This window comes from Archangium violaceum (genome assembly GCF_016887565.1).
Taxonomy (GTDB): domain Bacteria; phylum Myxococcota; class Myxococcia; order Myxococcales; family Myxococcaceae; genus Archangium; species Archangium violaceum_B.
Map to the genome: position 1 here is coordinate 2,759,019 of NZ_CP069396.1, position 12,312 is coordinate 2,771,330.

Annotated in this window: 11 protein-coding genes; 3 read left to right on the forward strand and 8 right to left on the reverse strand. The window is 69.6% G+C overall.

The genetic code is table 11. The annotated features are described in order from the left end of the window. Nucleotides 1-11: 11 nt before the first annotated feature. From JRI60_RS11480 to JRI60_RS11500, 5 genes are all read right to left on the reverse strand, one after another. Nucleotides 12-245, reverse strand: a complete 234-nt coding sequence (locus tag JRI60_RS11480) for a YbdD/YjiX family protein (RefSeq protein ID WP_430384375.1) — start codon at nt 243-245, stop codon at nt 12-14. Next, entirely contained in the window at nt 217-2,280 is a 2,064-nt protein-coding gene (locus JRI60_RS11485) for a carbon starvation CstA family protein (protein WP_204225887.1), read from the reverse strand. Before JRI60_RS11485 ends, JRI60_RS11480 begins: the two co-directional genes overlap by 29 nt. Nucleotides 2,281-2,379: 99 nt before the next feature. Continuing rightward, nucleotides 2,380-3,585 (reverse strand): cytochrome P450 family protein, encoded by a 1,206-nt coding sequence (locus JRI60_RS11490; protein ID WP_204225888.1) that lies wholly within the window; start codon nt 3,583-3,585, stop codon nt 2,380-2,382. A gap of 50 nt (nt 3,586-3,635) precedes the next feature. Next, the gene (locus tag JRI60_RS11495) at nt 3,636-5,249 is read right to left on the reverse strand and encodes a glycerol-3-phosphate dehydrogenase/oxidase (protein WP_204225889.1); all 1,614 of its coding nucleotides are present in this window, start codon (nt 5,247-5,249) and stop codon (nt 3,636-3,638) included. 27 nt (nt 5,250-5,276) lie between these two features. After that, on the reverse strand, nt 5,277-6,863 hold the full coding sequence (locus JRI60_RS11500; RefSeq protein ID WP_204225890.1) for an FAD-binding oxidoreductase: 1,587 nt from the start codon (nt 6,861-6,863) through the stop codon (nt 5,277-5,279). A gap of 167 nt (nt 6,864-7,030) precedes the next feature. On the opposite strand from JRI60_RS11500, the gene JRI60_RS11505 reads away from it, so the two are divergent. From JRI60_RS11505 to JRI60_RS11515, 3 genes are all read left to right on the forward strand, one after another. Then, on the forward strand, nt 7,031-8,032 hold the full coding sequence (locus JRI60_RS11505; RefSeq protein ID WP_204225891.1) for an MBL fold metallo-hydrolase: 1,002 nt from the start codon (nt 7,031-7,033) through the stop codon (nt 8,030-8,032). 90 nt (nt 8,033-8,122) lie between these two features. Then, on the forward strand, nt 8,123-9,604 hold the full coding sequence (gene sitA5 / locus JRI60_RS11510) for a SitA5 family polymorphic toxin (RefSeq protein ID WP_430384403.1): 1,482 nt from the start codon (nt 8,123-8,125) through the stop codon (nt 9,602-9,604). Nucleotides 9,605-9,611: 7 nt separating this feature from the next. Next, on the forward strand, nt 9,612-10,229 hold the full coding sequence (locus tag JRI60_RS11515; RefSeq protein ID WP_204225893.1) for a hypothetical protein: 618 nt from the start codon (nt 9,612-9,614) through the stop codon (nt 10,227-10,229). A 28-nt stretch (nt 10,230-10,257) separates the two neighbouring features. Here JRI60_RS11515 and JRI60_RS11520 read toward each other — a convergent pair whose 3' ends face one another. The 3 genes from JRI60_RS11520 to JRI60_RS11530 form a co-directional block, all read right to left on the reverse strand. Then, on the reverse strand, nt 10,258-10,641 hold the full coding sequence (locus JRI60_RS11520) for an aldo/keto reductase (protein WP_204225894.1): 384 nt from the start codon (nt 10,639-10,641) through the stop codon (nt 10,258-10,260). Then, nucleotides 10,638-11,453 carry a hypothetical protein gene (locus JRI60_RS11525; RefSeq protein ID WP_204225895.1) on the reverse strand — a complete coding sequence of 272 codons (816 nt, stop codon included), beginning with the start codon at nt 11,451-11,453 and terminating at the stop codon, nt 10,638-10,640. Before JRI60_RS11525 ends, JRI60_RS11520 begins: the two co-directional genes overlap by 4 nt. Nucleotides 11,454-11,541: 88 nt before the next feature. Next, nucleotides 11,542-11,991: a Spy/CpxP family protein refolding chaperone gene (locus JRI60_RS11530; protein ID WP_204225896.1), complete on the reverse strand. Its 450-nt coding sequence runs from the start codon at nt 11,989-11,991 to the stop codon at nt 11,542-11,544. Nucleotides 11,992-12,312 lie beyond the last annotated feature (321 nt).

The following is a 12,312-nucleotide window of genomic DNA, read 5'->3' on the forward strand; positions in this document are numbered from 1 at the left end:
CCCCGTGCTCATCAGCAGCAGCGCCCGCCGCCGCCCCGGTAGCGCGCCCGCATGCGCTCGTCGAAGAACTCCTCGTAGCTCATCACCGGCCGCGAGGGGTGGTGCTGGCGCATGTGCGCGACGTAGGTGTCGTAGTCGGGCACGCCGATGAGCAACCGGGCGGTCTGCACCACCCGGCGCCAGAGGGTCTTCGGGGTGTCTCGCGAGGCGTCCATGTCACGGGCCCGCCGTCGCGAGGGGGACATGCGGCGTTTCCTGGGACGTCGGTACCGTCGAGCGGCGGGCCGCCAGCGCCGCGCGGACTCCGAACGTGAGGGTCGCCACCACCACCAGCATGAAGATGACGGTGAGGGTGGCGTCCACGTAGTCGTTGGTGATGACCTGCTGCATGTCCTCCAGCGACTTCGCCGGTGCCAGCACCCTGCCGCCCTCCGCCGCCGCGGAGAAGGCGCGCGCGTGGGCCAGGAAGCTGACCCGGACATCCGCGCCGAACACCTTCTGCCAGCCGGCGGTCAGCGTGCAGCACACCAGCCAGACGGTGGGAACCGCGGGAATCCACAGGTAGCGCTCGCGCTTCATCTTCACGAGCACCACGCAGGCGAGGATCAACGCGATGGCGGCCAGCATCTGGTTGGCGATGCCGAACAGCGGCCACAGCGTGTTGATGCCGCCCAGCGGGTCCACCACGCCCTGGTAGAGGAAGTAGCCCCAGCCCGCCACGCAGATGGCCGTGGCGATCAGGTTGGCGCTCCAGGACTCGGTCTTCTTCAGCGGCGCGTAGACCAGACCGGCCAGCTCTTGAATCATGAAGCGCCCCACGCGCGTGCCCGCGTCCACGGTGGTGAGGATGAACAGCGCCTCGAACAGGATGGCGTAGTGGTACCAGAAGGCCATCATGCCCTCGCCACCCACCAGCCCATGGAGGATCTGCGCCATCCCCACCGCCAGGGTCGGCGCGCCACCCGCTCGGGACAGGATGGAGGACTCGCCAATCTCCCGGGCGGTCTGGGTGAGCATCTCGGGGGTGACGACGAAGCCCCACTGGCTGATCGTCTGGGCCGCCTGCTCCACGGTGGTTCCAATCACCGCGGGCGGTGAGTTCATGGCGAAGTACACGCCCGGTTGCAGCACCGTGGCGGCGATCAGCGCCATGATGGCGACGAAGGACTCCATCAGCATCGCGCCGTAGCCCACCATGAGCGTCTCGCGCTCGTTGGCCAGCATCTTCGGCGTGGTGCCCGAGGAGATCAGCGAGTGCCAGCCGGACACCGCTCCACAGGCGATGGTGATGAAGAGGAACGGGAACAGGTTGCCCGCGAACACCGGGCCCGAGCCGTCGACGAAGCGGGTCATCGCCGGCATCCGCAGGTCCGGCATGGCCAGGACGATGCCCACCGCCAGCAGCAGGATGGTGCCGATCTTCAGGAAGGTGGACAGGTAGTCGCGAGGCGCGAGCAGCAGCCACACCGGCAGCACCGAGGCACAGAATCCGTAGGCGATGAGCATCCAGGCCAGCGCCTTGCCGTCATAGGTGAACAGCGGCGCGAAGGTCGGATTCTCCGCCACCCTGCCGCCCAGCCAGATGGACAGCATCAGCAGCACGAAGCCGATGACGGACACCTCGAGCACGCGGCCCGGACGCAGGTAGCGCAGGTACAGACCCATCAGCAGGGCGATGGGAATGGTCATGGCCACCGTGAAGGTGCCCCAGGGACTCTCGGCCAGGGCCTTGACCACCACCAGGGCCAGCACCGCGAGGATGATCATCATGATCATCAGCACGCCGATCATCGCCACCACTCCGGCGGCGGGGCCCAGCTCCATGCGCACCATGTCGCCCAGGGACTTGCCGTCGCGGCGGGTGGACAGGAACAGGATCATGAAGTCCTGCACCGCGCCGGCCAGCACCACGCCGAAGAGGATCCACAAGGTGCCGGGCAGGTAGCCCATCTGCGCGGCGAGCACCGGGCCCACCAGCGGACCGGCACCCGCGATGGCGGCGAAGTGGTGGCCGAACAGCACCCACTTGTCGGTGGGCACGTAGTCCAGGCCGTCATTGCGGCGCTGCGCCGGTGTGGCCCGTGAGGGGTCCAACCTCAGGGCCCTGTCGGCGATGAACCGGCCATAGAAGCGGTAGCCGAGCAGGTAGATGCTGACGGACGCCACCACCAGCCAGGTGGCGTTGATCGTCTCCCCCCGGTGCAGCGCCACCGTGCCCAGACAGAACGCGCCGAGAATGGCGAGCAGTGCCCACCCCAGTTTGCTTGCGACACGATTCATGGTGTTCCCTTCGCTCGGTGCATCCCGGGAACGTTCCCCAGGGACCGGGCCGGGTCAATGTTCCAGATCGCGCTCCGGGCACCAGTCGTCAGCGCGGGTTCAGCCGAAGGTCACCGGGAGGTGCTCCAGGCCCCGGATGAAGGCCGTCTTGCGCCACTCCAGGCGCTCGGGCTCCACCGCCAGTTTCACCCCCGGCGCCCGGTTCAACAGCAGCTCGAAGGCCACCGCCGCTTCCATCCGCGCCAGCGGCGCTCCCAGGCAGAAGTGGATGCCGGAGCCGAACGCCACGTGCCGGTTGGGCGTGCGCCCCACGTCGAAGCGATCCGGCTCGGTGAACACCTCCGGGTCGTGGTTGGCCGCCATGAGCCCCGCGACCACCATCTCCTCCGCGGGAATGATCTGACCGCACACCTCGATGGGTTCCACCGTGAAACGCGCCGTGCTCGTCTCCACCGGGCTGCAGTAGCGCAGCATCTCCTCCACCGCCGGGCCCATCAGCTTCCGGTCTCCCCGCAGACGTTCGTGCTGCTCGGGGTGCTCGAGCAGCGCCAGCAGCCCACTGCCCAGCAGGTTCACCGTCGTCTCGTGACCGGCCACCAGCAGGAGGAAGACCATGCTGGTGAGCTCGGTGGGACTGAGCCTCTCTCCCTGCTCCTCGGCCGTCATCAGCGCGGTGAGCAGATCCTCCCCCGGCTCGGAGTGCCGCCGCTGGATGAGCGTGGAGAGGTACTTCACGAAGCTCTGGCCCGCGGCCATGGCGTGCTCGGGGTTGCCGTCCGCTGGCGGAACGAACAGGGCCTGTGTCCACTCGCGGAACTGATCGCGATCCTCGGCGGGTATTCCCAGCATCTCGGCGATGACGATGACGGGTAGGGGGAAGGCGAAGGCATCGATGAAGTCCACGCTCCCACGAGCCAGCGCCGCCTCCATCAGCTCGGTGGCGATGGCGACGATGCGCGGGCGCAGCGCCTCGATCCGCCGGGGGGTGAAGGCCTGGGAGACCAGCGCGCGCAGCCGGGTGTGGTCCGGCGGGTCCGAGGCCAGCATGTGCTCGAGCAGCCCCTGCTGGGCGGAGCGGAAGACGGTCGACCGCGCGTGCTCGCTCAGCTTGCGCGGGTCCTTGGTCAGACGCTCATCGCGCAGCACCTCCACCGTGTCGTCGTAGCGGGTCACCAGCCAGAAGGGCACCTGCCGCAGGGGCTCCAACAGGCGGACGATGGGCGACTGCTCGCGCATGCGCGCGTAGAGGGGCCTCGGGTTGGCGCGGTGGGCGGGGGTCCACAGGTCAAGGCTTCTTCCAGGCATGGCGGTTCTCCGAGAAGAGACGGATGCGGGAAGCTCGAGGCGCGTTCATTCTATCGATGCGCGGCGAGGGCCTGGGACTCCCGTTGGGCGTTTTGTTGCTTGGGCAGCGCGTAGTGGGTGCGCCAGAGCGTCAGGTAGGCTCGGGCCTCGGACTCCCAGTGCGCGTCGTCCCAGCCCAGCTCGTGCTGGCAGAGCGCGCGGAGGACGGGCAGGTGTTCCTCGCCGCCGTTGGGCAGCAGCAGCCCCAGCCTGACGCGCCGCAGCAGCAGATCCTCCAGGTGGACGACGCCCTCGCTCCGGGCCGCCCAGCGCAGCTCCGCCCAGAGGGTGGAGCTGCCGGGGATGGTGTCGAGCTCACCGGGACGCGCCGAGGCCACCAGGGCGGACGCGTCCGCTCCGTAGCGCCCCCGCAGGCGCAGGCGGGCCGGTGCAGCCAGGGGCACCTCATCCAGCGCGGGTGGCGTATCGAGGAAGGGTCCCTCGGTTTTCAATGAGGCCAGCTCGGGCAGCCGGTGCCGCAGGACGCGCAGGGCATCGTGCGCGATGGCGCGGCAGGTGGTCAGCTTGCCGCCCGTGACGGTGACCAGTCCCTCCTCCTCGAGCACGAGGTGCTCGCGGGACTCCTTGGACGGGTCGTTCTCGCCGGAGGAGATGACGGGCCGCACGCCCGCGTAGCAGGACACGATGTCGTCCAGCGTGAGCCGTGGCGAGGGGAAGCGGGACTCCACCGCCTCCATCAGGTAGGCCACCTCCTCGGAAGAGATGGAGGGCTCCTCGTCCAGCGAGGGGCGGTGGTCCAGGTCCGTCGTCCCCACGAGCGTGGAGTCCTCCCAGGGCACGGCGCACACGAAGCGCCCGTCGCGCGGGTGGCGGAAGCTGATGCCGTGCGCGAGCGGGAAGCGTCTGGAGGAGAAGACGAGGTGACTGCCGCGCAGCGGGCGCAGCCTGGGCGCGGCGGACAGGTGCGCGCGCACTTGATCGGCCCAAACGCCCGTGGCGTTGACGACGGCCCGGGCCCGGACGGTGGTGGAGCGCCGCCCCACGGTGTCCGACAGCTCGACGCCCGTGACGCGGCCCTCCTCGCGGAGCAGGCCGGTGACACGCACGTAGTTGAGCGCCGAGCCTCCCGCGGCCACGGCCTCGCGGAGGATGCGCAGCACCAGCCGCGCGTCATCGACCCAGGCCTCGTCGTAGGGCACGCCGAGGAGCCCCTCCTCCTGCCCGAGCGAGGGCACCCGCTCGCGGAGCTGATTGGAGGAGTGATTGCCGCGAGGCCACCTGCCGGTGAGGAGCTCGTACACGAAGATGCCGACGCGGCCCTGCCAGTGCTTGCCGCCTTCCCTCGGGTGGCTGGCGAGCAGGAAGTCCAGGGGCACCACCAGGCCGTGGCCCTCGGCGAGCAGCCGTTTCCGCTCACGGATGGACTGGCGGACCATTGGCACGTCGCCGTTGGCCAGGTAGCGCAGTCCGCCATGGACCAGCTTGGTGGAGCGACTCGAGGTGCCCCAGGCGAAGTCCCGCTGTTCGACGAGCAGGGCCTTCAGGCCCGCGCGGGTGGCCTCGCGCAGGACCGAGGCGCCGGTGATGCCGCCTCCGATGATGATCAAATCCCAGGGTCGTGCGAGGGCTCCCCAGAGCGCCTCTCGTTCAGTGGATGCGGACATGATGTGACGACTCCCCCCAACGGCGTGTCAGACGAGCTTGCCCGGATTGAGCAGGCCCGTCGGATCGAAGGTTCCGAGCATCTGGCGGATGGCGGCGACGCCGAGCGGCCCCTTCTCCGCCTCCAGATAGGGCCGGTGGTCCGTGCCCACCCCGTGCTGGTGGCTGATGGTGCCACCGTGGGCGACCATGGCGCGGCTGGCCGCCGTCTTGAGCGCGAGCCAGCGGGCGTGGGTCTCCGCTGCCTCGGCGCCCAGGCGGAAGATGAACGTGGTGTAGAGATTGGAGCCGCTCGGGTACACGTGGGACAGGTGGGTGAAGGCGAGCACCCGCTCACCCCGGTCCGCGAGGGCCTCGCGCAGTGCGCCCTCGACGGCGGCGAGCAACCGGGGCACGTTGCTCCAGGAGGTGGCCGTCTCCACGGTGTCCACGCCCCAGCCGCGCTCCCAGGCGGCGTTGCGCAGGTAGGGCGAGCGGAAGCGGCCCTTCTTCCACTTCTCGCCGAGAGCGGGCACGCGCACGCCGCCGTGCCGGCCCGCGAGGTCCAGCGCCATCCTCCGGCCGTGCTCCACGTTGCGCGCGCTGCCGGACAGGCCGAGCACCAGCATGCAGCTGTCCGGGCCGATGCCCCGTAGCGAGAGCACTCCCGACAGCAGTCCCACCATGCGCGGGTGGCCGGCCAGCGCGAGGTTGATGGCCGTCTCCTCGGGGGTGCTCAGGCGCAGCATGGACAGCGGCGCGCCGCTCTGCGCCAGCTCTCGCACGGCGGTGCGGGCCCGCTCCCAGTCGGGGAAGAAGAGGGCGAGGAAGTCCTCCCGCTCGGGCAACGGGGAGATGCGCACCGTGGCCTCGGTGAGGATGCCCATGCGCCCTTCCGAGCCGAGGACGAATTCACGCACGTCCGGCCCGGTGGCGCTGGCGGGGAAGGTGGGCAGCACCAAGGTGCCCGCGGGGGCCTCGAGCCGCCCTCCGGCGAACAGGTTCTCGATGCGCCCGTAGCCGAGCGACTGCTGCCCGCGCGAGCGGGTGACGATCCACCCGCCGAGCGTGGACTGCTCGAAGGACTGCGGGAAGTGCCCGAGCGTGTAGCCGCGGGCGCGCAGCTGCTCCTCGAGCCGGGGCCCGCTCACGCCCGCGCCGAAGGTGGCCAGCCGGTCCTCCTCGGAGAGCGCGTGGAGCTGTTGGAGGCGCTCCAGGGACACGGTGAGGATGGGGGCGTCACCGGGCTCGACGTTGACATGGCCGACGACGCTGGTGCCCCCGCCGTAGGGGATGATGCGTGCGCCCGCGTCGCGCGCGTAGGCGAAGAGCGCGCGCACTTCTTCCGATTGGTTGGGGAAGGCCACGCCATCCGGGAAGGCCGGCACGTGCCCGTCGCGCATGACGATGAGGTCGGGGAAGCTCTGACCGCGCGCATGGCGCACGCGGACCTCGGGCTCGGTGGAGACGAGCGGATGGGGAGGCAGGCGCGAGGGAGGCACGGAGGCCATCACCTCGGGCAGCGTGGCATCCCGGGGGGTGGTGCCCGGACCGACCCGTTCCGCGAGGACGGCGGCGGTGGTGTCCGGCAGCGGGTAGCCGACGGCTGCGTGTCCCCAACCATTCCAGCGCCTCACGACTTCCTCCTGACGGGGGCGTCCGGCCCTGGTGCTCCCGGGTTCGCTGACCGTGCGGGCCCGCGAGCGCAGTGTGCGGGGCGCATCCGGTACTGGCAAGAGAGGCCCCTGGCCGTGGAGCTGGACTGGTATAGGGGCGCCGTCCGCAAGACCCCTAGGAGTCTCCCATGTCCGCGACCGTCCCATCCCTTCGCGCGGTGGATCGTCTCGAGGTGTTCGTCGTCGTCGACAACGTGCTCGATCTTCTCTCCACCGTCCCATCCACGGTGACGCCGGAGGTGCCCAACCTCGTGCGAGCCGGGATGCGGGAATTCACCGGCTCGTGCCTTTGCTGCGCGGCATGGGGCCTTTCACTGATGGTGACGGCCCATGTCGGAAACACCCGGCACACCGTGCTGTTCGACGCGGGGCCCGAGTCCTATGCCTTCGAGCGCAATGCCCGGCGGCTCGGGGTGGACCTGGGTTCCATCGAGGAGGCCGTCCTGTCGCATGGGCACTTCGACCACGCGGGCGGGCTGCCCCAGGCGCTGCGGATGATCAAGGAGGCCAACGGTGGCCGGGACATCCCCCTGCACGTCAACCCGGGGATGTTCGGCAAGCGCGCCTTCAAGCTCGCCGATGGCCGCGTCCTGCCGCTGGGAGATGTGCCCTCGGTGGAGGAGCTGGCCGCCGCCGGTGGCGCGGTGGTGAACGCGCCCGAGGCCCGCACGCTCCTCGAGGACATGTTCTTCGTCAGTGGGGAGATCGCCCGGGTGACGCCCTACGAGAAGGGGCTGCCGCAGCAATTCCGCCGCGCGGAAGACGGGAGCTGGGTCCCCGACCCGCAGGTGCTCGACGAGCGCTACCTGGCCGTGCACGTGCGGGACCGGGGGCTGGTGGTCTTCAGCGCGTGCTCGCACGCGGGCATCGTGAACGTGCTGAAGGACGCCGCGTGGCGCTTTCCCTCGGTGCCGCTCCACGCGGCCATGGGGGGACTGCACCTCTCGGGGCCGTTCAACGAGCAGTGGATCGACGACACGGTGCGGGACATCCAGGGGTTCGGTTTGAAGCGGCTCGTCCCGGGGCACTGCACGGGATGGAGGGCGACCCAGGCCCTCGTTCGTGCGCTCGGAGACGTGGTGGTGCCCGGCGCGGTGGGGCAGCTCCACCGGTTCGGTCAGGAAGGGTAGGGCAGCGTGGGATTGCCACGGTGGGCGCCGGTGGGCGCCCTCTCACTCATCGTCCTCTTCCTCCATGCCGCGTGCGTGACGCAGGCGCCCATGGGCGGCCGTGGGGCGGGGAGCGGCCACTCAGGGGGGCCGACAGCGGAGCGCGAGAGGCGCACGGCGCCGAGGGAGCCGCGGCCGATGGTTGTCGTCTACGCGGGCCTCGTCGAGGCGCGCGGGAAGACGCGAGTGGTGGCCCGCACCCAGGAGGAGTACCAGCGCGCGGTGGCGAAGCTCGGCCACCGGTTCCTCGTGAAGGGGACGCCCCAGGAGACAGCCCAGCGTCTGCTTCAGGCCATGCCGGAGGAGGAACTGCTCGCTGAGGTGTACCGCGACAAGGTGCTCACGCTGGTGCCGCTCAACGACAAGGGTCCGCTCGTGCCCGAGGCCGAGGCGGCGCTGAAAGTGAAGTACCTGCGCTGGTGCGAGCGGCGCGGAGGAGGTGACTGCCTGGGCCTCTTCGCGGATGGGCCCTACCTGCGCACGGACGACAGGCGGACTCTGGCTCTGGCCCTGGCCTTTGGTTCCGTGCTCGACGAGACGCAGGCGGCCCTGGGGCGGGAGCTGAGCCCGCGGGCGATTCTCTCGTCGCTGGTGTGGGCCGCGGGCCTGTATCTGGCGCTCTGGCTATTTCCCGATCCGAGCACGAAGGCAGTGGCGGCCGCGCTCTCGGTGGTGCTCCTGGCCTGGTTGGGCCTGGACGCCATGTGGGGCCTCGTGGACGGGTGGGCCAGCATGGCGCACCGGGCTCACGAGGCCACCACGTTCGAGGAACTGCGCGAGGCGGGCGAGTCCTTCGGGCGGGTGATTGGGACGGATGCGGCCCGGGCCCTCATTCTCGCGGTGGCCACCCTCAGCGGGAGGACGCTCGGGGATGTGGCCGCTCACGTGCGCTCGCTGCCGAGGTTCAACCAGGTGCAGGCGCAGTGGGCGGCCCAGGGCATGGAGGGCTCGGTGGCGATGGCCATGGAGGAGGCGGCCGCCGTGGAGGTGGTGGTGGAGGAGAGCCGCGCTCTCGTCGTCCTCACGTCTCCGCAGGTGCCCGTGGCAATCAACGTCCTGGCGAAGAGTGGTGCTGGCGGGCACTCGGGCACCGTGGTCATCCAACACAGAGGCGGAAACAAGCAGGTGGTCCTCGGCAACGGGACGCGATGGCACCTTCCACGGGGCAAGAGCCCCAACGACATTCCGGCGGAGGACCGACTGGGCGACGAGCTGCAGGCGGCCGTGAGGGAGGAGGCGGGGAGGTGGTCCCAGGCCAGGCTCACGCCGGAGGAGCGAGAAGCCATCAAGGCGATGAGGGACGCAGGAAAGGAGCACTGGGCGAATCTGCTGGAGCGGCAGGCTCGCGGGCGGTGGGTCGAGAGACAGGTGGCAGACCGCTTCCCGCACCTATCCTGGAATAGCCGCGGTGTGGACGTCACCGGACCGGGCGGCCAGAACTACCACTACGAGATCCTGTCTGGTACGGAGTCCAACTTCGCGCTGCACGGGCGACGAATGGCGAGCACCTTCTTTCGCATGATCTTCTTCTGAGGGCCGCGTGACTCCCAACATCCACTACGAGAATCGAGAGATTGAGGGCGAGCGACTGGAGCTTACGGATAAGAAGGCCATTTACTGGCTCGGGCCGAACGTCACGCTCCGGGGCTGTACGCTGGTCACCAACATTTCGGCGCGGTGGCTGCATCTGGTGTCGGGGAATCTGATCGACTGCACCATTCACGCGAAGAGCCAGCTGAAGACCCTTCCGTGGGCGCCAATGAAGCTGAAGGGGTGCCGGTTCAAGGGCCGCTTTACCGGCAACGAGTTCGGGTTCCGCACGGACCTGGACGACAGGTGGAAGGGGGGGGGGATCGAGGACTGCGACTTCTCCGAGGCCCTGCTCCATGGGTGTGGCTTCTACAATTGCGACATGAGCACGATCCGACTGCCGCGCTGGCCGTGCTTCACCTTCTTGGACCCACTCAGGCATGCGGCGGAGCTGCGCCAGCACGCCTGGCCCGGTCGGTTCGGTCGGGTCTCCGTCGAGGTGGTGTGCGAGTCCCCCAAGGGCACAGTCGCGGTGACCTGGCACGCGCCCACCGTCGCCGAGAAGATGGACACGACGGTCGAGGAACTGCGCGCGGCCCTGGAGAGGGTTCCGCAGGTCGTCATGTAGACAGTTGCCGCGCCGTCGCGGACCTGCTTCAGATGAGCCCGTCCCAGCCCTGGTCGTGCCGCCGGAACGCACCCCGGATGCGGTCCACCAGGGCGTCGGGCAGCGGGCCCTTCTCCACGGCGCGCAGGTTGCGCTGGAGGTTCTCCACCTTCGTGGTGCCCACGATGCAACTCTCCACTCCGGGCGCGAAGGCGGCGAAGCGCAGGGCCAGCTCGCTCCAGTCCAGACCCTTTCTCTCCTCGGACTGCCCGTAGCTGGGCGCCGTGTCGAGCAGGTTGATGCCCGCGTCCAGCACCCCGTTCAACAGGGCCTCCGCCTCGGACTCGGACAGCTCCGGGCTGCCCACGGGCCCCGCTCCGAATCCCAGGACGGAGACCCGCGTGCCGCTGTTGCCCAGAGCTCGATGAATCATGAGGTGTTCCTGCTCCCACGCGCGGCCAGGTCGATGAAGCCGCGAATCCAGAGGAGGTTGATGGCGTGGCAGGCTTCTAGCGGAGTCCGGGTGGTCGTCTCCAGCGTCGCGGTGTAGGGCACCCCGCTGCGCAGGAAGTAGTCCGTGACGCTGCCATCGTTGTACTCGATGAGGCCGTCCGCGTCGGTGCGGTTGACCTCGTCCACCTTCTCATTGCGGATGACCTGGGCGTGCTCCGAGGCGGCCCTCATGATGGGCCGGTAGAAGTCCTTGTCCCCGAAGGTATAGGCGTAGGTGGCGGCACCCGGCAGGTAGTTGTCCTGGTGGATGTCGAGCGCGGCATCGGGGGCGGGGTGGCGCACGATGTCCGCGCGCACCGCGCGCGTCTCCTTGGGGCCACCGTCGTAGAGCGCCCAGCGCAGGAAGGCCTCGCCGCGGCCGAGCTCGCCCTTCCACACGCCGGGCGCCGTCTCGTAGCGCATGAAGTCGTTGTTGGGCTTCTCCCCGCCGCGGTTGTAACGGGTGCCATCCTCGAAACCCGAGGGGTTGATGCACGGGTACACGCGCAGGCCCACCCGGCGTTCCCGGGCGTAGGTGGCGATGTCCGCGAAGTAACGGCACAGCGTGAGCGGGCCGGCGGGCTCCTCGCCATGGAAGCCCGAGGTGATCACCAACCAACGTTCGCCCGGCACGGTGAGCCGGAAGAGGGGATATTCGACACCCCCTTCGAGCACTCGGGCGTACTCGTTCACCTCGGCGATATCGACGTAGCCGCGGATGCGGCGGGCGTACTCGTCATAGTTCTGTGGCACTCCCCCAGGTTACTCATTGGGGGAGGGGCCGGGGACGGGACTGGACCCCGGTCCAACCCCCATGTGTGCTTCCGCATGCAATCCGGTGCTAGCGGGCGTTCATGTGCTCACGGACCTCGGACGTCACCTGCTGGCGCTGCTCCGGGGTGAGGATGCGGTGGGCCTCCAGGGCGGCATCGGCCACCTTGTGAGCGAAGGCCCGGAAGGCGTCCACGCGCTCGTCCACCAGCGAATGCACGGCCCTGGCGTCCGGGTTGGGCGACTCCCACTGCTCCAGCATCTCGGCCCTCGCGCCCTTCTGCTCCGCGAAGAGGCGCTTGCCGTCCTCGAAGAGCGAGTCCTTCAGCCCGTGGAGGGCCTGCTTCTGGGCGTCCGTGGCCTTCAGGTCCTCCAGCCGGTCATCCATCCGCCAGGTGATCATCTGCTTCACGCGCTCGGGGTCGCGCGGGCCGCCGAAGTGGCCCCCGCGGAAGCCGGAGAGGAGGACGAAGGCGAGGACGGCGGAACCGGCGACGAGCAGCTTGTTCTTCGTGGTCATGACGTATGCTCCCAGGGGCCTTCCGGGCCCCGCGTTCTTTCCGTGGACGCCGTCAATCGGCGACGGTGTACAGGATGCGAGGGGCCCATTTCGGGGGCTTTGGGGTGACGTAAAGAAGTGTGAAGGCCGCGCGGCGGCCTCCGGCTACGCCCAGGCCCCGGTTCCGCTCGCCCGTCTGGCCGCCCGGCGGGGAGGCTTCCGAGGGGAAGCCCAGGTGTCAGGCCGTGTGTCCCACACCCGACCCGGTGCCTCCTTCACGCCCCGTGCGGGGCATGGCACAAGGCGCCGAGGCCGATTTTCCGGCCTCGGAAACATCGAGCG

What these genes read in the sequence shown, in the direction of transcription:
- JRI60_RS11480 (WP_430384375.1), bottom strand. Translation starts at nt 245, where the DNA reads ATGTCCCCCTCGCGACGGCGGGCCCGTGACATGGACGCCTCGCGAGAC.
- JRI60_RS11485 (WP_204225887.1), bottom strand. Translation starts at nt 2,280, where the DNA reads ATGAATCGTGTCGCAAGCAAACTGGGGTGGGCACTGCTCGCCATTCTC.
- JRI60_RS11490 (WP_204225888.1), bottom strand. Translation starts at nt 3,585, where the DNA reads ATGCCTGGAAGAAGCCTTGACCTGTGGACCCCCGCCCACCGCGCCAAC.
- JRI60_RS11495 (WP_204225889.1), bottom strand. Translation starts at nt 5,249, where the DNA reads ATGTCCGCATCCACTGAACGAGAGGCGCTCTGGGGAGCCCTCGCACGA.
- JRI60_RS11505 (WP_204225891.1), top strand. Translation starts at nt 7,031, where the DNA reads ATGTCCGCGACCGTCCCATCCCTTCGCGCGGTGGATCGTCTCGAGGTG.
- sitA5 (WP_430384403.1), top strand. Translation starts at nt 8,123, where the DNA reads ATGGGCGGCCGTGGGGCGGGGAGCGGCCACTCAGGGGGGCCGACAGCG.
- JRI60_RS11520 (WP_204225894.1), bottom strand. Translation starts at nt 10,641, where the DNA reads ATGATTCATCGAGCTCTGGGCAACAGCGGCACGCGGGTCTCCGTCCTG.
- JRI60_RS11530 (WP_204225896.1), bottom strand. Translation starts at nt 11,991, where the DNA reads ATGACCACGAAGAACAAGCTGCTCGTCGCCGGTTCCGCCGTCCTCGCC.